The 23,045-nt window shown below is 67.5% G+C and carries 17 protein-coding genes; 9 read left to right on the top strand and 8 right to left on the bottom strand.

The genetic code is table 11. From position 1 onward, the window contains the following. Positions 1-170: 170 nt before the first annotated feature. Entirely contained in the window at positions 171-566 is a 396-nt protein-coding gene (locus ACFWYS_RS40360; protein ID WP_384780683.1) for a hypothetical protein, read from the bottom strand. A gap of 39 nt (positions 567-605) precedes the next feature. Here ACFWYS_RS40360 and ACFWYS_RS40355 point away from each other — a divergent pair, with 39 nt between their 5' ends. From ACFWYS_RS40355 to ACFWYS_RS40340, 4 genes are all read left to right on the top strand, one after another. Next, positions 606-1,259, top strand: a complete 654-nt coding sequence (locus tag ACFWYS_RS40355; RefSeq protein WP_384780680.1) for a hypothetical protein — start codon at positions 606-608, stop codon at positions 1,257-1,259. Between the two features lie 198 nt (positions 1,260-1,457). Further along, a complete protein-coding gene (locus tag ACFWYS_RS40350) occupies positions 1,458-5,849 on the top strand; it encodes a toxin glutamine deamidase domain-containing protein (RefSeq protein ID WP_384780677.1) in 4,392 nt (1,463 codons plus the stop codon). Between the two features lie 269 nt (positions 5,850-6,118). After that, entirely contained in the window at positions 6,119-8,137 is a 2,019-nt protein-coding gene (locus ACFWYS_RS40345) for an SUKH-4 family immunity protein (protein ID WP_384780674.1), read from the top strand. Between the two features lie 305 nt (positions 8,138-8,442). Then, the gene (locus ACFWYS_RS40340; protein WP_384780671.1) at positions 8,443-10,686 is read left to right on the top strand and encodes an SUKH-4 family immunity protein; all 2,244 of its coding nucleotides are present in this window, start codon (positions 8,443-8,445) and stop codon (positions 10,684-10,686) included. 48 nt (positions 10,687-10,734) lie between these two features. On the opposite strand, the gene ACFWYS_RS40335 is transcribed toward ACFWYS_RS40340, so the two are convergent. Continuing rightward, entirely contained in the window at positions 10,735-11,328 is a 594-nt protein-coding gene (locus ACFWYS_RS40335) for a hypothetical protein (protein WP_384780668.1), read from the bottom strand. A gap of 116 nt (positions 11,329-11,444) precedes the next feature. On the opposite strand from ACFWYS_RS40335, the gene ACFWYS_RS40330 reads away from it, so the two are divergent. Further along, positions 11,445-13,004, top strand: a complete 1,560-nt coding sequence (locus ACFWYS_RS40330) for a hypothetical protein (RefSeq protein ID WP_384780665.1) — start codon at positions 11,445-11,447, stop codon at positions 13,002-13,004. A gap of 273 nt (positions 13,005-13,277) precedes the next feature. Next, complete coding sequence (locus ACFWYS_RS40325) at positions 13,278-13,835, top strand: hypothetical protein (RefSeq protein WP_384780662.1); 558 nt, start codon at positions 13,278-13,280, stop codon at positions 13,833-13,835. Between the two features lie 70 nt (positions 13,836-13,905). Here ACFWYS_RS40325 and ACFWYS_RS40320 read toward each other — a convergent pair whose 3' ends face one another. Beyond that, positions 13,906-14,355 (bottom strand): hypothetical protein, encoded by a 450-nt coding sequence (locus tag ACFWYS_RS40320; protein WP_384780658.1) that lies wholly within the window; start codon positions 14,353-14,355, stop codon positions 13,906-13,908. Between the two features lie 80 nt (positions 14,356-14,435). Here ACFWYS_RS40320 and ACFWYS_RS40315 point away from each other — a divergent pair, with 80 nt between their 5' ends. Further along, complete coding sequence (locus ACFWYS_RS40315) at positions 14,436-15,101, top strand: hypothetical protein (protein ID WP_384780655.1); 666 nt, start codon at positions 14,436-14,438, stop codon at positions 15,099-15,101. A 70-nt stretch (positions 15,102-15,171) separates the two neighbouring features. Here the strand turns inward: ACFWYS_RS40315 and ACFWYS_RS40310 are convergent, their stop codons facing one another. From ACFWYS_RS40310 to ACFWYS_RS40300, 3 genes are read right to left on the bottom strand one after another with little or no spacing between them, the layout of a single operon-like run. Continuing rightward, entirely contained in the window at positions 15,172-15,561 is a 390-nt protein-coding gene (locus ACFWYS_RS40310) for a hypothetical protein (protein WP_384780653.1), read from the bottom strand. A gap of 56 nt (positions 15,562-15,617) precedes the next feature. Next, positions 15,618-16,805, bottom strand: a complete 1,188-nt coding sequence (locus ACFWYS_RS40305) for a PE-PGRS family protein (protein WP_384780650.1) — start codon at positions 16,803-16,805, stop codon at positions 15,618-15,620. Positions 16,806-16,845: 40 nt separating this feature from the next. Continuing rightward, positions 16,846-17,172: a hypothetical protein gene (locus ACFWYS_RS40300; protein ID WP_384780647.1), complete on the bottom strand. Its 327-nt coding sequence runs from the start codon at positions 17,170-17,172 to the stop codon at positions 16,846-16,848. 174 nt (positions 17,173-17,346) lie between these two features. On the opposite strand from ACFWYS_RS40300, the gene ACFWYS_RS40295 reads away from it, so the two are divergent. Further along, a complete protein-coding gene (locus tag ACFWYS_RS40295) occupies positions 17,347-17,883 on the top strand; it encodes a hypothetical protein (protein ID WP_384780644.1) in 537 nt (178 codons plus the stop codon). Between the two features lie 51 nt (positions 17,884-17,934). Next, a complete protein-coding gene (locus ACFWYS_RS40290; RefSeq protein WP_384780640.1) occupies positions 17,935-18,519 on the top strand; it encodes a hypothetical protein in 585 nt (194 codons plus the stop codon). 124 nt (positions 18,520-18,643) lie between these two features. On the opposite strand, the gene ACFWYS_RS40285 is transcribed toward ACFWYS_RS40290, so the two are convergent. After that, entirely contained in the window at positions 18,644-20,236 is a 1,593-nt protein-coding gene (locus ACFWYS_RS40285) for a PQQ-binding-like beta-propeller repeat protein (protein ID WP_384780637.1), read from the bottom strand. Continuing rightward, a complete protein-coding gene (locus tag ACFWYS_RS40280) occupies positions 20,236-21,720 on the bottom strand; it encodes a hypothetical protein (protein WP_384780634.1) in 1,485 nt (494 codons plus the stop codon). The genes ACFWYS_RS40285 and ACFWYS_RS40280 overlap by 1 nt, the downstream gene beginning before the upstream one ends. Positions 21,721-23,045 lie beyond the last annotated feature (1,325 nt).

Genomic DNA, 23,045 nt, shown 5'->3' with positions numbered 1-23,045 from the left:
CCCCAATCTAGGGTGTTACTCACCCTGTCTTCACTACCGTCTTGGGGCGCGGGCCCCCTGGCTCCCGCTCCCGCCGGGGCGAGCACGCGCTGGGGGGGCCCCCCCCCCCCGCTTCTGTCTCAAGTTCTCTCTCAAGCGGACAGAAACGGTCCAGAGAACGGCCCAGAGGGTCAGGGCAGCGCGTCCGCCAGCGACGCGCCGGCCGCCGCGAGAATGATCGCCACCATGGCCCAGCGGGTGCGGGCGCGCCGTGCCCACTCCACGCTGAGACCGGCGAGGACGAAGGCCAGGCCGTACACCACGGTCCCCACGCCGGCCGGCGTACCGCTGTTGAGTCCTGCCACCATCGCGAAGAGGCAGACGAGCGCCACCAACGCCCCTACGACCATGAGGCTGCCGCGAGCGCTCCGCGCCTGCTGTGACCGCTGTCTCGCGAACCCCGGGTCCGCTTGCTCTGCGAAACTCACCCTGAGTTCATCCACGCCGGGCTGGGTCGGCTCGCCCTCGCCGTCTCGCATCTGCATCTCTACCTGTTCCCCGCCGAGTTCCCGGCCGTGCGTAGTCATGACGAGGCAGCGTAGGTGAATTCGCTAGGCTCACGCACCATGTTGCCATCGCACACGCCCTCCCCCGCGCCGGACGCCACGGTCATACGTACCGGCCGCCGAGGTGCCACGGTCGGACTCCCCTGTTCCGTCCTCCTCATCGCGATGGGTGCCGTCGGCGTCTTCGGTGCCGTCGTCATTGCCACCGGGAACCAGAAGGGCCAGTCCACCCCGGGCGGGTACGCGGGCCTGGTGTTCATGCTGGCGCTGGGTGTGCTCGGCGTGTTCCTCTTCATCGCAAACTGGGCGAACCGCAAGTCGCGGATCCTCGTCGACAGCACCGGCCTGTGGCTCGACGGCGGGAGGCTGCGGAACGTCATCCCCTGGCAGAGCCTCGCCGGGGTCGGCCTCTACTGGAGCAAGCTCGGCCAGCGCCAGAAGCTCTACTCCCTGGAGCTGTTCCCCACCGGCCCCATCGACCGGGACGACCCGGTCCTGTGGACGCTGGTCCGCGACGAGGAGCCGCTCCATCCCGGCCTGCCCCGCCTGCACTACCGCGTCCCCTTCCCCAGCGGCTGCCAACAGCAGGTGGTAGCGGCGGTCCAGCAGTACGCCCCCCACATCTGGCTCGGTGAGTCGGAGCGCGCGCAGGGCCACATCGGCCGACCGGACGTCAAGGGACACAAGGAGCGGACCCGGGGCCGTACGCAGTGACACGGCTGCTCGTACGGGTCGAGTGGCGCCGGGCGCAACGACCCTGCCCTGGAACGAATTTGTGACAGCAACACTCTGAAGTCGCCTGCGGATGAGTCCGTAAGCTATGGGCACGGCTGTACATCTGTGTGGTTTCCCTCGGCTGGTGAGGGAGTTGTGCGGCCGTGCTGTCTGACGGGGGTGCTTTCTGCTGTGGCGATGATGTTGCCGGACGAGCTCGAATGGGTTCTCGAAATGCTGGGCTACAAGTGGCCCACGGCGAACGAGGACAAGCTCAGGGACTGCGCCACCGTGTGGCGGGAGTTCGGCGAGAAGGTCAACGAGTTCCACACCAAGGCGAACACCAGCGCGCGTCAGGTCACGGCCCACAACGCCGGTGAATCGATCGACAAGTTCACCAAGACCTACGAGAAGTTCGACGGTGGCGGCGGCAACGACGGCTACCTCCGCAGCGCCGCCGAGGCCGCCTTCCTCATCGCGAACGTGCTGGAGGCCTGCGCCTACCTCGTCGAGTTCGCCAAGTGGGCGGTGATCGCCCAGCTCATCGCCCTGGCGATCGAGATCGTCGCCGCCCACGCCGCCGCGCCCTTCACCTTCGGCCTGTCCGAGGTCGCCGGCCTCGGCGCCACCCAGGTCACGCGCCTGATCGTCCGACGCCTCCTCGACGAGCTCAAGAAAGCCATGATCGAGGCGCTCATCGAGACGCTGAAGGAGCCCGCGATCTCGGCGGTCGAGGCGATGGTCTCCGATCTCATCCGGCAGACGGTGAACGTCGGCTTCGGCGCCCAGGAGGGCTACAACGTCGGTGCCACCCTCAAGGCCGGCGGCGAGGCAGGCCTCGACGCCCTCAGGCAGAGCCCGCAGACCTTCGCCGAAGGCGTGCGCGACAGCCTGGGCCAGAAGGCGGGCAGCCGAGCCCGGCACGCGGTCGACAGCCGGATCGACGGGTACGACTTCGGTTCGGGGCCGTCGGGGGGCGACGTCGGCAGCGACTCCGGGGCGGGGAATTCCAACTCCTCGTCCTCTTCGTCCTCGGATTCCTCGTCCTCGGATTCGTCCTCCACGGACTCGTCGTCCTCCGACTCCTCTTCCTCCAACTCGTCGTCCTCCGACTCAAGTTCGTCAGGGTCGGACTCCTCCAACTCGACGCGCTCGGGCAACGGCAACATCCCCGGGGCGAACATAGGCAGCGGCATATCCGCCGACACAGGCGGCGCCGACATCCCCGCACCCAATATCGGCGCGGGCCCCGACTCCGGCTCCGGACCGGGATCCGACTCCGGGAATCCGTCCTCATCGGACAGCCCGTACTCCAGGCCGACGCCGTCCACAGGGCCGTCCCTGTCCGACTTCGACGACCCCTCGTCCGGCGGTCCGTCGTCCGGCAGTCCCTCGTCAAACGGCTCCGACTCCAACGGTTCGTCCAGTACACCGAGCACGTCCGGCCCCTCGCACTCCGGCGGCGGCTCCCCCGTGTCCGGTCTGTCGTCCCCGAGCCTGCAGTCCACGCCCACTCCCGGGCCCGCGTCGTCCGGCGGTACGTCGTCCTCGCCGGGGGGCGGCTCGCTCGGCACCCAGATCGACGGCCTGGCCGCCAGTGCGCCCACGCAGTCCAACGCGGCGCCGACGCCGACGGCCGACTCGTCTCCCTCCAGTACCGGCGGCCGTTCGGACAGTGGCGGCTCGGCCATGCCGACGTCGCCCACGGCGCCTTCGACTGGGGGGCCGGCTCCGGGTGGGCACCACAGCACGGGCGCTTCCGGCGGCGCCGGCACGCCGTCCGCGACGAGCCCGAATCCCAACTCAAGTCCGGCGAGGAACCCTTCCACCGGTACGCCGTCCACCACGGGGACCGGCCCGGCATCCACGCCGAGCCCCACGTCGCCGACGACGCCTCGCAGTACGCCGACACCGACGCCGGACGGCCGGACACCCGGTACGACGGATGGGCGTACGCCAGGGACCCAGGGCACGCCGGACGGTCGAATACCGACCCAGCGCCCCGGGGCTACGACCCCGGGGGACGGCAGCACGCCGCGGAACACTCCGGGTACGACGCCGGGCGACCGCACTCCGCCGCGCAACAGCCCGGGGACCGCCACGCCGGGTGACGGCACCCCACCCCGCAACACCGGGGACTCGTCCGGCGGCACCCGTACCAACACACCGGGCCAGAACCCGAGTACGACCACCCCGAACCAGACTCCGGGCCAGTCGACTTCCCCCAGGGCCGCTTCGCCGTCCACCAGCACCCCCGCGCCGACGCCCTCCACCTCGACCGGTACCGGATCCGGCCACACGTCGACACCGAGCAGCAGTACGCCGAGTTCCTCGACCCCGGGCAACGCTGCGCCGGGCTCCTCGACACCGAGCAACAGCACCCCGAACGCCTCGACCCAGCCCGGCCCCGCCACTCAGGGCACACCCGGCACCCCGAACCAGCCGAGCGGCGGCCAGTCCCCCACCAGGCCACCCCAGCAGCCCTCGGGCAACACGCCAAACACTCCGAACACCCCGAACCAGCCGGGCTCGCAGCCCACCACCCAGCAGCCCCCGGCAAACACTCCGAACCAACAGCAGCAGCCTCAGGTCGTCCCGGTCCCGGTCCACCACGTGACCACGGTGCCGAACAACCAGCCTGGGCAGTCCATCCCACGGAACCCGGACTCCGCCCCTCACCACGCCAACCAGCAGGACTCCTCGGACAACCCGAAGCCGAAGGAGACCCCGACCCCGGCCTCACAGACCCGCAACACCAACCCCCCGGGCGGCGTCACCGACCCCACCCGCGCCGAGCAGGACGCCCTGGAGAACTCGGTCCCACGGGACGAGAACGGCGACCCGACCCGACCGCCGAACCCGGCGGACGGCCGTTGGGTCGAGCGCATCAACGGCGAAGGCCGGGACGCCCCCGGCCGCAACAACAACTGTGTCGACGTGGCCCTGTCCACGGTGGACACCTACGCGGGCAACCCCACGGCAGCGGCCAGCCGTACGCCCGACCTGGACGCGGACGGCAACCCCTCTGACCGCGGCGAGAAGGGCGGCCGCGACCGCATCGAGAACACCCTCGGCGCCCGCTTCAACGACATGGGCAACGGGTCCGACGCCTTCAACCGCCTGGAGAACACCCTCCGCGACAGCGGCCACGGCTCCCAGGCCGTGATCATCACGCAGGACGCCAACGGACGGGCGCACGCGTGGAACGCCGTCAACCACAACGGCGAGATCACCTACATCGACGCCCAGACAGGGCAGCAGAGCTCGAAGCCGCTGCACAGCGGGGACAACGGGGTCTTCGCGATTCCGCTGGACTCTGACCGGCAGCCGGTGACGCCCAACCGGCCCGGTGCCTCGGACTCCAACAGCCCTGATACCAACCGCAGCAACCCTCGAATCACCCCGGAATCATCTGCCGACACAGCGCGGAGACCAGCTGCCGAACCGGCCGGCCAGCCAACCGCCGGCCAGAACGCAGACGGCAAGGATCCGAACGACAAGGACGACAGCGGCGACAAGGACGGCAAGGACAAGAAGGCCGGACTCGAACCACACCCCGACGACTCTCATCCACGTCTGGACCGCGAGTTCGGCGACAAGAAGGAGCAACAGGGCAACCTGGACCCGGACGATTCCCAGCAGCGTGTCCGCCAGACCAATCCTGTTTTCCGCCTACAGCAGGGCCACGTCGACCAACAGTTGCGGGACTGGGCCCAGAACGGTGAGCTCGCTCATGTCCTGAATGTGGCTGCGGGTTCCGAGTCGGACTCGAATGCCTCCGCGGACCGACCCCGTACCTTCACATCCGATGGGTTGAACAAGGCCCTGCCCGGATTCGAGTCCCTCAACCGGGGCGAGAAGATGCTGGTCATCTCCACATTGGCCCGTCTCAGCCAATCGGCTCATGAGCAGTACGGCGTGAACAGCAATCCGATGGACACCGATAAGGAGTCGGAAGGCGCCGCCAAGCACAAGACACCCGGCGAACGCGTCAGAAAGTTGATGACGAAGCTCGGAGTTCCGGAGACACACACTCCGGACCTGACTCAACGAAACTTCGCAGTAGTCGAGTTGCAGCGGGACGACGGCACCATCGAATACGTGACGGACTCATCGTTCCCAAGCCGGTCAGGGGTTACCGGTCTGCATTCGGAACGACACATCGCCGACTGGATCGACGACGTCAACAAGGCCAATGAGGGCACTGGGCGCAACTACACGATCACCGCCCTGTACACCGAACGCGAGCCGTGTGGCGACAAGAAGGGCGGACTCGGGAGTTCCAACTGCTCAAATCTGCTGGGTGAACGTCTGGCCGGTGCGCCTGTTTACTACAGCACCACGTACCGGGCCGACCCAGCAGATCAGCAGCGATCCGAACTCACCAGGGAACTCCAGAAACAGCGCCGGGCAGAGCTCGGGTTGGACCCAAGAGCCGCTCTTCCCGATGACGAGAAGAAAAAGATCACGGCTGAGGTCAAGAAGAAATTCCCGGTTACGGCCAATGAGAAGGCCCGCGACCGCGAGATGGTCAGACATGTCAGAAAGGTCGAAGCCCTCTGGAAGGGGATCGCACCGCAGCTAAAGTAGCCCCCTAGCCCGTCCCTGCGTGAACACACCGAAAGTCAGCAGATTCAGCGATGAGCCGTCAGACACCCACCCCTTCGCCCGTACCGCCCGAACAAGCCCTGGCCGAGCTCCTGGAGTGGTCGGACAATGGGACCCAGCGAGTGGCCGAGTTGACCGGTCCTCCTGGGTCCGGACGGACAGAGACGCTGTTGCGGCTGAGTGAGGCCCGCAGTGAGGCGATGCTTGTGGATGCCACCGGGCTGACCTGTGAGGACCTCATCGATCGGGTCATGACGGCTGCTGGGTTCACCGCCATGCCGGAGAAGCGGGCGGACTGGGGATTCGAACTTGAAGACTCCCCGCTCGGTGGCGGTTTGGTCATCATCGTCAATGCCCACCGTGCGGGCCGTACTCGGCGCTCCACGGAGCCCGAGCGCATGGTGCACCGCTTCACCGGTGAACTGGCCGTTGGCGGCGGTCTCAAGGTCGTGATCGAACGGGACCTGCCGGATGTCCGGTTGGCACACGATCACTTGGTCGTGGCACTGCACCCGAGCAGTTCCGAAGAGGCTCAAGAGGCTGTGGGACACCTGCCCGACGGCACGGACACTGAAGCGTTGCGTGCACTGGCACTGGCCGAGGTCCGTCGTGTTCCCTTCCCCGTGTGGACCGCCCTCGCCCAGGCGCTGGGTTCCCATGTGGGCCGGTCTCCGGATGTCGCCACAGCGCTGGAGGCTTCTGGCGGGCTGCTGGAAGTGGAGGACGACGGCTGGGTCCGCTTCCGTGACGAGCGGCACGCCGAGAGGCTGCGTCTGACCACCGATGCCGAGATCGTACGAGCCGTGAATGTGGAACTGGTCGCCTGGCTGCGCGATCAGCCCGCGGCAGCGACGGCCGGCCAGTACCTGGCACAAGGACTGGCGATGCACGCCGTGCAGGCCGGTGAGTTCGACTCCGTTCAGCGCTCCGGCCGGCTCGTCGCCCGTATCGATCAAGTCGCCCTGATCGACGCGGCCCACGCCGACGACTCGTATGTCGTGAGTGGTGCGTCCCCAGCCGGGGACGCGGTCAACTTGTGGATGTGCGGCGTCGATTCCCTGTCCCAGGGTGAATGGGCATCGTGGTTGCATCTGATGAGTACGGTGCGTGGCGACACGGAGACCGCCGCCCAGATCGCCTCGTCCGGCCAGCCGCTGCCGTGGCAGGTGCGCTGGGCCCATTGGCGGCCGCCGGGTGCCGTGAACGCCGCGTACGTTCGGCCCGGTCCACTGGGGGACCCGGTCGTGGCCCCTGAGGACTATCTCCCCGGTCTGCACGCCGTTTCCGCTCCGGGGGAATGGGACGAGCGATACCGGGTCTGGGACGCCGAGACCGGCGAGGAGCTGGCCGGCCCCTGGCCGGAGGCGATGCCGGCACCGGGGCGGCGCGAGCCGCTCTGGCTCACCGACGTGGAACGCAACGTCACACCCGACTGGGACGATCTGACCGTGTTCGACACCCTGGAACCTCCCTTCGTGTCGGATCAGGTGAGGGTCGGCGATCTCCTGGTCGTGACGGGGCTCGGCGGCATTTTCGCGGTCGAGCTCCACGACCCCGCCGCAAGTCCGCGCCTCAGCAAGGTGCACGGGGAGCCGCTCTTCGACGACTCCGGTTTCCTCCCCGCACTGCACCACGGGACAGCACGGCGCCGAGGCACGTACGACCCCGACCTCTTCGAACCGGGCGTCGTACGCCGCCTGCCCACCGGCCTGCTGCCCGAGGGGGTGACGGACGCCGAGGCACGCCGCGTTCTCACGGACGTCGGACTGCCCGCCTTCGAAGGCGCCGCGATCCGGCTGGAGGCTCTGGACGAAGTGGGTCTGCCCCGGCTCGCCCCTGGCGACCTGTCGGCAGACGCCGTCCCAGGTGCGTACTTCAAGATCGGTACGTGGGGTGCCGGCGACCTGGTCCTGCACGGCGGAACGGGGCAGGTCATCCTGTTCGGTGCGGACGACTGGAGCAGCGTCGACGACGACTTCGATGCCTACTTCGACGACGAGCCCGATGAGGCCGACGACGGCGACGGCGACGGCGAGCAGCAGACCAGCGCCGTGTTGATCGCCGGCAGTCTGGCCGCGTTCATCGACCTGCTCCAGCACTACCTTGTGGCCCGATGCATGTTGGCCTCGGCGGGGAGCCGTATCGAGCGCGTCGCGATCAGGGACGATCTGGAGTACACGCTGCCCGACCTCGACGGCGGCGCAGAGACAGGCCCAGACACAGACGCAGACACCACTTTCTGGACTGCTGCACTGCGAACCACCGGCTGATCGCCCCCCTGACCGACCCCGACGCCGAGAAGATCTGACGGTGGACAAGACCCGACGCATGACCACCACCGCCACCCCGAACCCCGCTGAAGTCACGGCAGAACTCGCGCTGGACCGTGTGGTGGCGCGCCTCCGACTGGTCGACCGAGGACACGGAGACGGATGTACAGCATTGGCTGAACCTCATCGACCCTCGGGCATTCCAGACACAGGGCTGGCAAAGGGGCTTCGAGGACTACAACTTCGAGGACCGGGTCTGACGGACCGGGGGTCCGCCGCCCACGGAATGGAAGGAATTCACCCCAGTGCGCGAGATCAACGCCGAGGACTGGGCTCGCGTCGAGATCTGGCGGGAGCTGCCCGCACAGCAGCGGCGTGTGTTCTCCGTTCTCGGTCCGGCGCTGAGCGGCAAGACCGCGTATCTACAAGCAGTTCGGAACCGCTGGCCCAGCGCCACACTCATCGACTGCCGGGGTCTGAGTGCCGACACGGTGGCCACTCGCATGCGCGAAGAGTGCAGTGCCGCCCCTGCCGGTCGTCCCTGTGTCCTCCTCCTCGCCAATGTGCAGTACGCGGGTGAGGTCCTGACGTCGACCGAACCGGCCCGCGTGGCGGAGATCCTGGCTCCGGGGTTCCGACGGTTCGAGGGCCGTGAGGTCTGGGTCATGGCGGAGTACGACCCAGACCTCGTATCCCCTCCCCGGGTCGCCGAATACGAAGTCGTCCTACCCACGCCGACTTCGGCCGAGGGGGCTGCCCAGGAGGAACCGGCTGCGGCTCGCCGGCTGGGAGCACTGGCCGCCGCCGAGCTGCGCCAGGTGCCGCTGCCCGTCTGGCAGTTGCTGTCCTCCGCGGGCGGTGCGCCCACAGCGGCGCAAGCCCTTCTCTCCTTCGCCGAGCGGCAACCGGACGTCCTGGTCGTGGAGGAGGGCCGGTCATCGGTCGCTTTCCGATCCGAGGCCCTCCTCCACACATGGCGGCACAGACAGCCCTGGGATTCCGTGGCCCAGTCCCGCGCCGTCGAGAGGCTGGTGGCCGAGGCCGCGGACGGCAGACCGGGACTCTGGTCCCAGCAGGGACCGGTGAGCCGGTACGCCGCCCACGCTCTCCCCCTCCATGCAGCGCTGGCCTGTGCGCTCCCCCGCGTTTTGGGCGACGGGCGGCTGCTGGCCCAGTGCTCGGCCACCGCGCTGCGCGAGGCACTTGCCATCGCCCACCCCGACGGAGTGCCGTATGCGAGCGTGGCCGCGATGCTGCACTATCTGGAGGTTCAGGGCATCTCCCCCTCGTCACAGGGTGAGTGGGTGGCCTGGCTCCATCACGCGGCACTCAGCGCGGGGCGCGCAGAGCTGGCCGAACAGCTACTGGCTTCGGGGGTTCCGTTGCCGTGGCGTACCACTTGGAGCCATTGGCGCCCCGCGGGCATCTTCGGCCGAATCCAGGACGAGGCCGGTCGTGTCGACGAACTCGGCGTGGCAGTCGGCGAGTCCGGCCTGACCATCGTTACGGCCCGGGACGTGACCACGGGCAAGAACGCCTACCCGAAATACCGATACCTCCGTCAGGAGTGGAGCCCTGTGACCGGGGAGCCTGCCTCAGCTCCGGTCGAGGTGCGCGCCTCCCTGTCGGAAGGCGATCTCCCCTGGAGTAACGCACGCCGCCCTCCGGGTCCCGGGGCATCCACCGTTACCTTCGCCGAACACACGGACAGCGGCTGGCGACTGGGGACGGACACCCTCCCTCATCCGCCCAACTGCCCGTCCGCGGTGACACAAGGCCTTTACGTCGACGGGCGCTGGGTACTCACCGGCACCGGGGACCTCTTCGCCGTATCCGTCCAGGCGGCTGGAAGCGCAGCGCAGGACACATATCTCAAGCGGCCCCTGGTCGCCGCACATACCCGGTCTGCTCCATGGCCGCTGCCGCCGTCCGCGTCCGCTGCTCTGCGGGGTGACGGAATGCGGGACTGGCTCCAGGAAACGTTTGGCGTCGGGGCCTGCCATCGGCTGGCCGAGGATCAGCTCCCCAAAGGGCTGGACGACCCTGCCGCGCGTCGCTTCCTCACCGAGACCGGCCTGCCTGAGATCAGCGACTTCCTGCATCTCGCCATCACCCCGCGCAGCGACCGCCCCCTGCCCGAAGTGGCCTGGCCCGGTCGGGGCCGGGACGTGCCCCGGCAACGCCGAGCCAGGAGCGAGGCACCCAGCAGCGGCCCGTTCTACGAGCTCGGAACCTGGATGTACTCCAGACTCCTACTCGACGGCCGCACGGGCCGGCTCTTCAGGGACACCACGGGTGGCTCGCCCGACCCCGTCGCCGGCAGCAGCCTCACACAGTTCTTCGCCATGGTCCGGTTGTACGACGAGTTCCGCAGGACACACTTCCCCTACCTCGCCGACCACAAGGACGCTCAGCACAGCCTCGCCAGGTGGTGCGAGCAGATCGATGGCGCCGCCGCCCGCGCCGAGGCGTGGACCCTCATCCTTGAGGGGCACGACTTCGAGGACAGCACTTGGGACTTGGCCTCCTACGGGGATGAACGGGGCTGACATCCGGGCAGCCGCACCCACGACGCGCCATGCCCTCAAGGATGGCCCCTAAAGGAACACGGAGCTCACAAAGACGCAGAGGCCACACCCCAACAGACCGCCGAACAGCAGGCTGAGCGCGGTGATTCGCGTCCCGCGCCGGATGGGCCGGCTCCCGGAACGGACCGCAGCGCTCAGCGGGAAGATGGCCACGCCGAACATCGCCGTGCCGACGCACCAGAACCGCACAGCCTCTACGTAGTACGACGCGAACGAGCCGGGGCGGAACGACCCCCACCTGTCGGCCACTGCCTGCACCTCCTCTCCCCTGTCACGGTCCGCACCGGGTTCGAAGTCCTCCACGTCGAGGCGGGCTCCGCCGTCGTCAGGTCGGAAGGTCCCGGAGCACTCCACGTCGTCCCCGATGACGTCCTTGCCGCACCGCTCGATGGTGACCGTCCCTTGCGTGGCGCCACGCACCTTCGCGGGGCCTTCCTCGTAGCCCGACGCGATGAGGACCAAGCCGAAGAAAACGAAGAAGATGCCCACCGCTCCGGCCCCGATGCGGCTGCCGACACCCCGTTTCGCAGCAGCCGGGCCTACCCCGGGAACTCCGGTTCCGACCTTTCGCAGGTTCGGCCGGCCGTTCGCGTCCGTCTTCATCGTTGTCCCGTCCCCTTGGTGGCGTCGTAGGCCGTAGGTGTGCCGCGTACCGTACGTGCGCCGTACGCGGAGCTTGCGCGGCAACCGCCATCGCCGATCGCACGTCGTTAGAGGACATGATCCACACCCCAGAGAACCCCGAGAGCTCCGACGCATCTCCTACGGCCAATCTGCTCGAAACCTTCCAATCCTCCTCCGAAACCTGGAGCAGGGTCGGCGCGGACACCAGCCCCGACGAGGCCGACCCCCTCGTACTCGACTGCGCACGCCTCCTGATCGCCGACCCCGGTGGCGATACGGCGCATGTGTGGGTGGCCGGGCTGGCGGAGATGGTGCGGTATCTCGCCGGGCAGCCAACGGCTGAGGCCGAACGAGCTGCGGTCGAGGCGCTGCTGGCCGCCGCGTCGGCGTTCGGCGAGCGCGGCTGCGCGCACGAGACCCACCCGTACGAGGAGGAGTTCGGCGAGCTGGCCGAGGACGACCCGGCCTGGTTCGGGCTTCCCACCTCGTATCTCTTCGCCGACTGGCCCGAACGCCCCCGCCAGGAGGCCGATCTGTGTCCGGCCAACATCGCCGGAATCGCCCGTGTCACCGCCGACATGATCAGGCCCTTCTCGGCCGACGGCATCCCCGCGGTCGTACCGGAGGACCACACCTCGTCGGTGGAGAGCCTGTCCTCGATCCTCAGCGACTATCCCAACTGGGAGCCCGGCCCCACCCTTGAGTCCAACGCGGGCGTCGACGACTGGCTCGCCACCAAGGGGGCACGAGCGGGCTACGTCATCACCCAGCACGCGAGCTGCTGGTACGCCGTCTACCGGATCGCCGAGCGGTCGGTCTTCGACGCGATGATCGAGGGCTTGGAAGCTGTGCTGCCGAAGCTCGGGGACCCGTCGCTCTGCGCACACGGCGACGACGAGCATCCGGACCCCGAGTTCGAGTCGGCCGACATCGCAGAGATCGGCTTCCACCTGCGCAGCCCCGGAGGCCGGGCGGAGCTTCGGGAGACGCTCGACGAATACCCGCCCGATGCGTGGCTGTGCCCGCGTTATCTGCGCGGCCTCGCCGACGAGGCACTCACCGAGCTGCGCACCGCGTACGCGTCGAAGTTCGGGATACGCGACACCAGTTCCCTGGGCCACACCTATGTGCTGCCGGAGGGAACCCTCGACATCGTCGCGTTGACCAAGTACGTCGTCGACGGCGACGACTTCGACGAGGGCGCGGAGAACATCGCCGTGTGGGCCGCCCGCCGGCATCCCACGACGGACGACCCGCACGAGCGACTCGTCCTGCTGCTCCTCGCCCTCTGGGTCACCGAGGTCCGCGATCTGCCGTACGGCGTCGGCCGCGAGGTCCGCGCGCTGCTTCGCGCCGTCGACCGGACGCCACTCGAAGCCGACTGCCCGCACGGCGACGACCACCCGGACAAGGACGTCAAGCGCTACAACCGCCGCGAGTTCGCGGCACACCTCCAGCACCTGTATACGTCCCGGACGTCCGCTGTCCCTGAGGCCGCCTGGCCCGCCGACGTGTGGGGCTGTCCGCGCTTCCTCGCCGTCTGGGCCCGTGATCTCGTCCTCGGACTGGACGAGGAGTACCGGTACATGGACCAGGAGGACGGCGACGGCGGGAGTGGGTTCGGCGCAGAGGCCGGCTCCAGCGCCTTCACGTAGCCCGCTCCGGCTCCGACGCCCCCCTCCTGATCTCACTGATAGCTTGCTGCTTCTGCCAATTCACTCAGTGGGAATTCGATGAGCCAGCCGCCCTTCCAACCGCCCCCGCAGCCACCGCAGCAGCCACAGCAACCGCCGCAGCAACCTCCGAACGCCTACAACCCGTACAACCAGCCGGCCCCACCGCAGCAGTCACCGGGCTTCGGGCCGGCAGCCGCCCCTGGCCAGCCCCCGATGCCGGCCGGGCCGCCGCCTGTTCCAGGACAGCCGCCGATGCCCGCCCCGGGCCAGCCCCCGATGCAGCCGATGCACCCGATGCACCCCGCGCCGCCGTACCAGGGGATGCCCTACGGCCAAGGGCCGAACGCAAGCGGCCATCCGGTGGGCGCGGTCTTCCTCGGGCTCTTCGCCTCGCTCATCGTCTCGATGCTCTACAGCGGCCTCATCATGCTCACGTACAAGGACCAGACCCTCACCATGGCGAACACCATGTACTTGGGCCACGCCTTGATCAACGGAGCGATCGTCGGCGCCTTGATCGGTGCGGTGGGTCACCGCAGCCACGGCGCCTGGATCTGGGGCTCCGTGATCGCCGCGCTCGGCGCCTTCTTCGGCTACACCAACGCCTTTCCGCTCGTCATCGCCGACGACCAATCGCCCGCCGCCATCGGCGACATGATGGAGGCCGACCCCTTCATCCCCGCCAAGGCATGGTGGAACGACGAAATCAACGGCGGAGTCGACTGGTTCTCCCCGCTCGGGCTCGTGCTCGCCGCGGTCGTCGCCTTCGGGCTCGCCTACCTCGTCGGTAACAGGCGCCGCCAGGCCTGACTTCCCCTCAGGCACGTCTCAGAGGTACGTCCCTCAGGTGCGTCTCTGAGGCATGTCTCTGAGGCACGTCTCAGTGAAAGGCGGGGCTGTCGCCGAGCCCCGCCAAAGCTGCCCCTATGCAGGTCACTGCCAGCGCCCACCGGGTCCGCCCTATCCGCGCGAGCACGAAACCCCAACTGCTGAGGGCCACACCCAGGGCATACAGGGCCACCCAGGCACCCGCGGCGTCGCCCCTGCCGAAGCGCATAGCGGTGAGGACGAGGCAGACTACGGCGACCAGCCCGGCGAACGCCGCATACGTCCAACGTGCCTGCCGCGCATCGCGCCGCCGGTTCTCCACGAGCCCCGGTCGCCCCTGAGCCTGGAACTGCGCCCGCAACTCGTCCGCGCTCACGCTCGCCCCTGACGCGGAGGAAAACGGCCGGCCGCCCGTCCCGTCCGGCGTGTTCGCCGTCTCATAGCCGTGCGTCTCATAGCCGTGCGTCTCGTCGCCGTGCGTCTCATCGCCGTGCTTGGTCATGGCAGCGGAGCCTAGCGATCCACACCCGACCTGACGGGCGCCCTCAGACGTCCTCCGCACTCCGCCCATAGACTCCGCCCATGTCCCCTTCCCCCTCCCCTTCCCCTGGGCTCTCCCCCTCCCCCACCGCCACCGTCGTACACACCGGCCGCCGAGCCTCGCGGCGGATGCTCCCGCTGGGAATCGTGCTCACGGCCTTCAGCGCCCTGCTCCTGTTCGGCGGAATCGCGATGACTGCCGGGCTCGGAGAGGGTGGACCCGACCTCAAGGGGATCGGGGGAATCGTCATCGGGCTGTTCATGGGCTTCATCAGCGTGGGCAGCCTGATCGCCACATGGTCGGCACGGAAAGCCAGCGTAAGCGTCGACCACACGGGACTGTGGGTGAGCAACGGCAAGGAGCAGAATGTCATCCTCTGGCAGAGCCTCGCCGGAGTCGGGCTGCACTGGAGCCAGGCCAAGAACAGCATGAAGGTCTACTCCATCGAGCTGTGTCCCAACGCTCCCATCGACCGCGACGATCCGGTCCTGTGGCCTCTCGTCCGCGACGAGGAGCCACTGCACCCGACCCTCCCGCGCCTGCGCTACCGCCTCCCCCTCCAGGTGGGCTCACGGGAGGCGCTGGTCACGGCGATCCAACAGCAGGTCCCGCAACTGTGGCTCGGTGAGACCCAGCGTGAGGTCGGCCATGTCGGCATGCCGGATCGCAAGGGACACCGTGAGCGTACGCGCGGAGCCTCGCGATAGCGGGCGGGACCGGCCGATAGAGGGCGAAGTCAGCCGGTAGAGGGCGGGTCCGGCCGCCCGTCACGACGCCTCAGCGCTGAGCCCGCCGCCCTTCCCTGCCGGAGTCGTGCACGGGCGCGTCCCGCTCGGCACGTGCACGGTCCAGTTCCGCCTGCTGCTGTACGTCCCAGTCCGCGAACCGGGCCTTGGACTGCTGGCGTTCCGCGAAGGTCTGGTCGTCGGCCGCCCGGCGAATCTCGTGCATCCGCTGGAACACGGCCTCGGTGTAGCGCGGATCCTGGAACGCGTCCTTGACGTCGACGCTCCCGCTCAGCACCGCACGCGCCATGTCGCGCAGCGCCGGGTCGAGCGAGGTCGTGTCGGCGATGGTGCGCAGGGAACGGTGCAGCCGCAGGGCCTGCTCGGGGTCCTGGGCGACGCCCATGAGTTCCTCGTCCTGGATCTCGCGGTCCGCGGCCATGGGTTTGGCCCGTCCTTCCTGTGGCTGCCTGTCGTTTCCCGTACGTGGTGGGTTCGTCATCCGAACTCGCTGCGAGCCCACTCCTGGGCGTTGCCCGAGGTGTTCGAGGAGCGGGAGCCGGCGGTGGAGGCGGCGGCTGGGGTTCTGTTGGCCGCAGGCGTGGAGTTCTGGGTGCTGTTCTGCGTGCTGCTCTGCGTGCTGTTCGAAGAGCCGGAACCCGCCGCGGCAGTGCTGTCAGCGCCCCCGTCGGATGCCTGGGACGACTGACCGGCCCCCGCACCGTGCCCGGACACCGCGTCGACACCCTGCTGCACACGATCCCCGGCCGCCCCGGTGACCCGCTCCGTCGCCGCGTCGACGGCGTTGTTCACGTGCGTGCCGGGGTCGACGTAGTCGGCGAAGGTCGACCCTTCGCCGCCGGTGACCTCGTTCTTCAGCCCGTCCACATACTCGCCGGCCGCCTTCTTGGCGACGTCCGCCGTCTCGCCGAAGTCGACACCGGACCGGGCGTCGAAGTGGGCCTCGATGCTCTGCTGCCCGATGTTCTGCGCCATTCCTACGGCGGCTTCCGTGGCCTTCTCCTTGGCCGCGTCGACCACCTTCTCCTGGACGAACTGCTTGCCCTGCTCCTTGAGTTGGTCCTTGGCGAACTGCTTGACCTTCTCCTTGGTGATCTTCTCCAGCTGCTCCTTGGCGACCTTCTTGAGGGCGTCCATGGTGGCGTGCTCCATGGCCTTGGTGACCGCCTCCATGACCTCCTTCTTGAGCCTGTCGAGCAGCTCCCGGACAATCAGCCGTGTGGCCTGCGTCGCGCCCAGCGCGCCGACCTCGGACAGTCCGAAGGTGAAGGGTGCCGCCGCCTGCGCGGCGATGATCTCGATGGCCAGCGCGATGAGTTGGACGATCACGGCGATTTTCGCGGTGAGCACCGCCACCGCGGCCGCGTCGAATGCGAAGGCGATCACTTCGCACGCGGTCTTCGCATCGGGCAGATAACTGTCCTCGCCATTGGCGCCGGTATAGGCGCCCCACTCCTTGCTGAACCCCTCGACAGCCGTACCGAAGTTGTGGGAGACGACCGTGCGGGCGAGGCCCTCGCCCTCCCTCTGGATGCCTTCGAGTTCCTCGCCGAAAGCCCGCCAGGTCTCCGCGACCTTGTGCAGTGCTTCTTCGTCCACTTCGGGCCAGGTGTAGCCGAGGAGGTCGAGCACCCAGACAAGCTCACCGGGCAGTGTGAGCGACATGCCAATATCCCCCGAATTTAATTAGAGTTGACCGGCGAATTCAGAATTGGCCGGTTAGCCCGTCCATCTGACCGCTGTTCGAAGTTTCCGCCGCGTCGTAGTTGCGCGCCATGTCCTGCAGGTTGTGCCCGACCTTCTGCAGCCGTTCCGCAAGACTGTCCATCGATGTGAAGATTCCGTCGCGAATCGGCGTGTAGACCTGACCGAAGATCTCCCCGAAGTCCGCATCCGCCCACGGCTCTCCCAGCGTTTCCAGGGCGTCCTGAAGCCGCTTGGACGCGGTGGAGAAATCGCCGCCGAGGTCGACGAACTTCCCTCCCTGCCGCCGGAGTACATCCGTTTCCACGCTAAAGGTGTCGAACTCCATGACTCTCCCCCGGACTCCCCTTGCCGTAGTTCATATTGGACGACAGACCGATACCTTAGACTCCTCGCGCACTGCGCCGCCAAACCCGTAAGTCAAGAGATCGTCAAGTCATTCAAGGGGACACCAAAAGTGGTCACAACACAGCCACATATCGGCAGTACGAGAAGTCTGCGGATGGGAAGACTCCTCGGCCTGGGGCTGCTTCTCGTGGCCATGGTCGTCGCCGCGGTGACCATTCCGGAACTGCGCAGTGAACTCGCCGGGGAGGGCACCGAAGGAACCCTCACAGTCTCTTCATGCGAAACACACACGAAGACCCACTACGGCAAGCACAGGCGTTCCACCGAACTCAAGTTCAGCTGCACCGGAAACTGGCGCGCGGACGACAGTAAAGCCGCGTACGAGGACGTAGCGGTGGAAACCTCGTCGCGTTTCGAAACCGGGGCGAAAATCCCCGTGATTCAGGTGGACGACACCTTCGAGCAACCGCAGGACCGGGACCCCGGGGACGACGCCGCGATCCTCGCGTTCTGCCTCTCGCTGCTGGCCTTCGGCATCTACTGCCTGCTCACCGGCTTCGGCGCCCGGGGCGGCCCCGGCCTGGGGGCCTCCTGGCAGCGCCTGCCCGCCCGAACCGTCACCGGCCCCGTCCTGGGCGGCCTCTTCACGCTGGGCGCCTTGGGGGCACTGGTCTGCGCCCTCGTCCTGTGACGCCCGTATCTCCCTTTCCAGATTCCTGTTCCAGATCCTGAGGAACCCTCAATGACCCAAGTACACGGGAACGCCGCGCCGAACGCCGCCGCACCGGGAGACCGTTCGAGCCTCGGCCGCCTCATCGGCGCGGGCCTGATCCTCGTAGGCGTCGTCCTCATGGCCCTCGGCGCCTACCTCGGCCCTTACACCTACGCCACGTCCACCAAGGGCAAGTTGACGGTGGAGACCTGCACCGTCGACTACAAGTACCGCTCCAGCACGTCGAGCAGCTCCCGGAAGAAGACGAAGACCAGGTGGTGCTACGGCACCTTCGCGTCCAGCGACGGCTCGGTCAAGGACCTCAACGCCGAGCTCAAGAGCGACGCCCTGCACCAGCGCGGCTACGTCATCGAGGCCATCAAGACCGGCGACACGTCCTACAAGGCCGACCACGGCTGGGTCGGCGCCATCGCCACCGGGTGCGCGTGGTTCTTCGGTGGCCTGATGCCCCTCGCCATGGGCGTCTTCGCCACCATCACGGGCCTCTCCTCCAGCCAGGCACCGAACCAACGGCTGTTCCGGACCTGCCTCGCGCTGGTCGTGGTGGGCGGGCTCGGGCTCATCATCAGCTTGTTGGTGGGGTTCTTCGCGTGACGGAGGCCCCGGCGTTCCTTCATGGAGACGAAGGGCGCCGGGGCCGATGTTTGCTTGACAACTCCCTGACCGAGACAGGCCATCGCGACCTGTCTCGTCTGTCCTGCCGTCGAGTCTGCGCCTATCAGGCGGTCGTTGGCAGTGCCACGAGCGCCGGGGAATCCCCGCCGAGGCCGGCGCCGACCGAGGTGACGTAAAGCATGTCCTTGTGCCAGAACGGCCACGCGCCGACACCCATGTTCTTGTCCACCTCTTCTGGATACTCGACGAGCGTCGTCATAGCGCCGTCCTTGGGGTTGAACTCCACCAGCTTGGGCTTCTCCGTGGCCTCGGTGACGTATACCAGCAGACGCTCGCCACCGGTCTCGCGCAGGGGGATGTATTCCATCTTGGGTGATGCCTTTGACCGCCACAGTTCCTTGCCACTGTCAAGGTCGTAGGCGACCATCGACCTGGGACTGCCGGCGCCCCCCTCAGGGTCGTCGCCACCCATGAGGAAGATGTTTCCGAACCCTGCGGCCTGACGCATCGGGCTGCCGTCGTCCTCAAGCCCAAGAAGATACTTCTCCGGATTCCCTTGGAACTTACCGCCGCGCTTCTCGCCGGTTTTCTCATCGAGCACGTATACGCCGGCTTCCTCACCACTGACGACGAGGGGAGACGTGGAAATGACGCCCTCTGCCTCTCCATCAGCGAATCGCTTGGTCCACTCCGCCTTGCCACTGCCGGGGTCGATCAGCGACACCTCGTCCCAGTCCTTGTCACTGGGCTCGTCTCCCTCGCTGCACGCGCGCACCCTGATCAGGTTCTTACCACCGGTGTACGAACCGGCTGAGCAGCCGCTTCCTCCCAACTTCTGCGGATCCCAGACCTTGCTACCGTCCTCCAGCCTCTGCGTGTCCCAGGCTGCCCTGCCATCGGCCACCTTCAGAGCTACGTGCTCCTTGTCCGCTCGGATCACCACGGCCTCGCCGGAGCGAGCCACCGAAAGCCCCTTGCCCGTGTTGAACTCGTCCTTCACCTTGAAGGCCCGGTCCCACAACACCTTGCCGGAGTTCAGGTCAAATGCGGCAACGTGGTCGCACCGACCCCTGGCCCCTGCCCCACCCATGCCCGAGGCGCCATAGGCAACGATGCCGACACCGCCATCAGAAACTGAGGGAGCCACGCACGCTTGGTTACCCGCGCCCGGCAGCGGTGTGGCCCAAAGCCTCTTGCCGCTCTTGAGCTCATAGGCCTTCACACCACCGGAAAGAGTCTGAACCACCGCCTTGTCGGTGAACCAGGTGCCGTCCACTTCCTTTTCGCCCAAGGACCACTCCGCCTTCGATGGCACGCTCCACAGCGGCTTGGTGGCAGAGCTCGCCATCAGGTACCACGCGGCCCCTCCGGCCCCGCTGAGCACGACGAGGGCGACAACCAGCAGCACAATCAGCCCGGTCTTCTTCTTCCGCGGCGGCGCAGAGGGAACGGGTGCCCCAGGAAACTGCTGCGGATGGCCATAACCCCGCTGGGGAGCCATCGGGTACTGCGGGGATACGGGCTGTTGGGGGTAGCCATAGCCGGGCTGTCCCGGTGGTGCCGCGGGCGGCTGCTGCGGATAGCCGTACCCCTGCGGCGGCAGGTGCCCCTGCTGGGGTGGCATGGGAGGCTGCTGCGGCGTAGGGGGCTGCTGCCCGTAGGGGCCGGTACCCGGCACAGGTCCGTTGGCGCTCATCAGATGCTGCTCCTGACGTACTGGGCCCACGCGGTCTCGAATTCACTCTCGTTCATGCCCACTGCCTTCTGCAGTTGCTGATCGAGATTCGTAGGCTTCCTGTAGTGGTCCACGACAAACTCGAAGAGCGCTTTCTCGCCGCCCTTCTGCGCGATGAAACGCATGGCTAGGTAGCTGAGGGCATAGTTCGCGCCAACGGAGCTGTATTCCATCTCGAAGTCCTGACCAGGCAATTGGCCGTTGAACTCCTCGCCCGCCAGACCACTACGGACTCGCTCGCGGCCTTGAGCCTGGTCGAACCGGTAGGAAACGTACTCAGCAAACCCCTCGACAGCCCACGCCCGAATGCTCGTCTTCTCATCGCTGCCGTATGCGCCAGGATCCTGCGGTTGAACGAGAGCGTGCGCGATCTCATGCCGCGAGATGTCTCCGACACCCGCCTGCCATGCCGCTGAAGTGAACCGGCTCGTCGAGGTGTCCATCTTGATACGCGCGCCGCCGTATTCGAGCCGTTCCTCATCGCCGCTGCCGCCAGCGTTGAAGGCCGGCATGGGTACGCTCTCTCCAGCGTCCCAGCCCAAGTCGTCACCGTCGTTGTTGTACAGCTTCGTGTACGTTTTACGGTTCGACTCAAGTACGACGAGGAAGCCCTCAGGGGTGTTGGAAACCGACGACGTATTCGATCCCCACAGCTCTAGGTCCTTCCTCGCGCTCTGCTCGACGATGGGCGCGAAGCGGTCGGCCTGTGCAGCGTTCTTCTTCGCCGAGATCGTGATGGTGCGCGCCTGGCGCTTGACGTACATGTCGTCGTAGAGGTCCCAAGGCGCCGGGTAGAAGACCGCGTTCGCCAAGGCGGCCGCTCCCGGAGAGCCGCCCACTTCACTGATGCGCGGCTCGGCCGACTCGGACTCCTTCTCGACCGTCCACCGATACCACTCGGAGACCGGTCGAACGTCAACGCCCTTGATCTGATGCACGAAGGCGACATCCAGCGTCAGCTTCACATCAGCGCCCCACTCGTCCGAGCCGTCGCCCGTCTGGTTGAGGACCATGTACTTGCTCTCCACGAAGGGGATCTTCCGGAGATTCTTGAAGATCTTGCGCTGCTCGTCCTTTGCCGCGCCGTCGAAGGGCTCCAGGAACTCGTCTTCGTCCCCGCTCTTCAAGGCGTTCGTACGGCCGTTGAGCAACGTTTCGATCTCATCCGAGCTCAAGATCTGCTGCTCATTTTCGCCGGCACCCTGAGCAGCGGGCAGCGAACCACCGCCGACAGCCTGGTACAGCGCCACCCCACCGACTGCACAGACGGCCACCACAGCCAGCACCAGCAGACCGATGACGGCGCGCTTCAGCCCCTTGCCCCCTCCGGAGCCACCAGGAGGAGGCGGAGGTGACGGCGGTGGCGTGTACCACCCCTGCTGCTGGACCGGTGCCCCGTACGGGCCGGCGTTCCCCGGCCCTCCCGGCGGCGGCGAATAGGACATGACAACCTCTCACGCGGACATTCTGATGAGGGGCACGATGTGGTCGGCCAGACGTGGCTGAGGCCTGGGCGTCTCACCCAGGCCTCAATGCGCGATGTGTGCAGGCTCTTTGAGCGGAAGTCGTGCTGACCTACTCACCCTCCCCTTAAGTCACACCACACCCTATGGCCTTCACCAACGCAGGCCACAACGGTTGCCATGGGGCTCCCGTGCAGAAATCGTGATCAGAAGTTGCAGAGAGTCGAAGGGACGTGTCTCGGTCATTTCGCGCCAAGAGCGGGGCAGTGCGGCAGCCTAACCGGCAGATCCCACTTCCAGTACCGTCTCGCCGGGAGAAGGAGGGCGACGAGATCAGGTACCACGAGCACCGCGCCGCGGTGTCCGGCTGGTCCAATCAGATGACGGCACGCCCGTGCACGGCCGGCACACGCCCGCCGGACGGCCACGGCCGGAGTATGACGGCACCACGCCTCGTCCGCTCCCGGACGAAGTCCGCAACGGGAACGACGGGATCGGGCCCGGCGCCCACGAGGACGATCCAGGTCGCGGCCTTCCGAGGAAGCTGGCTCTGTGAGCCGGACTCGCCCTCTGCATCGCCTTAATCGCCTGGGGGGCTTGGGGGTTCCTCCAGTTCGACCAGGACATCCGCGAAGGCGACTTCTCCGGTCGGCAGTGTGACGCCGACCGCGAGACTGCGGCTCCTGACGACGCGCGGTTCCCGGCCTGATCCCGGCAGGGCGCCCCCCGATCGCCGAGGTGAAGGACTCCCGACGGCCGCCCCACGGCTGAGGGCCGGGACCCACTGGAGGAGCCACACGTCAGCCCATGAGACGACAACGCACGACCGTGCCCTCGCCCGGATCGACGTCTTCCTCTCCCTGCCCCGGATGAGGCGGAGCCTCATCCCCGCCTCCGCTGGATGCCCCTTCTACGCCGCTGTCGTCAAGCGCGAGGCTGTCGGGCGATTGCTGTTGCACACGGAGAGTGACCCTGGGGGTCGTCGGCGGAATCCGGGCCACGACCACCGTGCCATCGCCTCTGGTCGGGTTCCGCGGCGAGGCACTCAGGACGGTCGCTCCAGCTACTTTCTCCCTAGCACTGCTGACCATTGCGACTGCCCATGCCGCCAGCTCCGCCGGCCATGGCCACCCGATGTACGCCGCCACCGTGAAGGCCCTGCTCCACCACTGGAATCCCTCTGCGCGCCCCTTTCTGGATTTCCCACCCTCGCTGACGGCCCTTATTCATCCTCTTGGCCAGCTCAGATCTGTACTTCCAGAACTCCTGGAACGCCCTGCAGCATTTCTCCCACCGGATACTGAGCC

Origin of the sequence: Streptomyces sp. NPDC059010, assembly GCF_042740355.1 — a bacterium.
Taxonomy (GTDB): domain Bacteria; phylum Actinomycetota; class Actinomycetes; order Streptomycetales; family Streptomycetaceae; genus Streptomyces.
This window is presented reverse-complemented; position numbering and strand designations above follow the sequence as displayed.

Bases quoted from the DNA above. Each gene is read 5' to 3' on its own strand.
- ACFWYS_RS40345 (WP_384780674.1), top strand. From the start codon at position 6,119: ATGACGGCTGCTGGGTTCACCGCCATGCCGGAGAAGCGGGCGGACTGG.
- ACFWYS_RS40290 (WP_384780640.1), top strand. From the start codon at position 17,935: ATGACCCAAGTACACGGGAACGCCGCGCCGAACGCCGCCGCACCGGGA.
- ACFWYS_RS40280 (WP_384780634.1), bottom strand. From the start codon at position 21,720: ATGTCCTATTCGCCGCCGCCGGGAGGGCCGGGGAACGCCGGCCCGTAC.
- ACFWYS_RS40360 (WP_384780683.1), bottom strand. From the start codon at position 566: ATGACTACGCACGGCCGGGAACTCGGCGGGGAACAGGTAGAGATGCAG.
- ACFWYS_RS40320 (WP_384780658.1), bottom strand. From the start codon at position 14,355: ATGACCAAGCACGGCGATGAGACGCACGGCGACGAGACGCACGGCTAT.
- ACFWYS_RS40300 (WP_384780647.1), bottom strand. From the start codon at position 17,172: ATGGAGTTCGACACCTTTAGCGTGGAAACGGATGTACTCCGGCGGCAG.
- ACFWYS_RS40305 (WP_384780650.1), bottom strand. From the start codon at position 16,805: ATGTCGCTCACACTGCCCGGTGAGCTTGTCTGGGTGCTCGACCTCCTC.
- ACFWYS_RS40310 (WP_384780653.1), bottom strand. From the start codon at position 15,561: ATGGCCGCGGACCGCGAGATCCAGGACGAGGAACTCATGGGCGTCGCC.
- ACFWYS_RS40335 (WP_384780668.1), bottom strand. From the start codon at position 11,328: ATGAAGACGGACGCGAACGGCCGGCCGAACCTGCGAAAGGTCGGAACC.
- ACFWYS_RS40330 (WP_384780665.1), top strand. From the start codon at position 11,445: ATGATCCACACCCCAGAGAACCCCGAGAGCTCCGACGCATCTCCTACG.
- ACFWYS_RS40315 (WP_384780655.1), top strand. From the start codon at position 14,436: ATGTCCCCTTCCCCCTCCCCTTCCCCTGGGCTCTCCCCCTCCCCCACC.
- ACFWYS_RS40295 (WP_384780644.1), top strand. From the start codon at position 17,347: ATGGGAAGACTCCTCGGCCTGGGGCTGCTTCTCGTGGCCATGGTCGTC.
- ACFWYS_RS40350 (WP_384780677.1), top strand. From the start codon at position 1,458: ATGATGTTGCCGGACGAGCTCGAATGGGTTCTCGAAATGCTGGGCTAC.
- ACFWYS_RS40285 (WP_384780637.1), bottom strand. From the start codon at position 20,236: ATGAGCGCCAACGGACCTGTGCCGGGTACCGGCCCCTACGGGCAGCAG.
- ACFWYS_RS40325 (WP_384780662.1), top strand. From the start codon at position 13,278: ATGCCCGCCCCGGGCCAGCCCCCGATGCAGCCGATGCACCCGATGCAC.
- ACFWYS_RS40355 (WP_384780680.1), top strand. From the start codon at position 606: ATGTTGCCATCGCACACGCCCTCCCCCGCGCCGGACGCCACGGTCATA.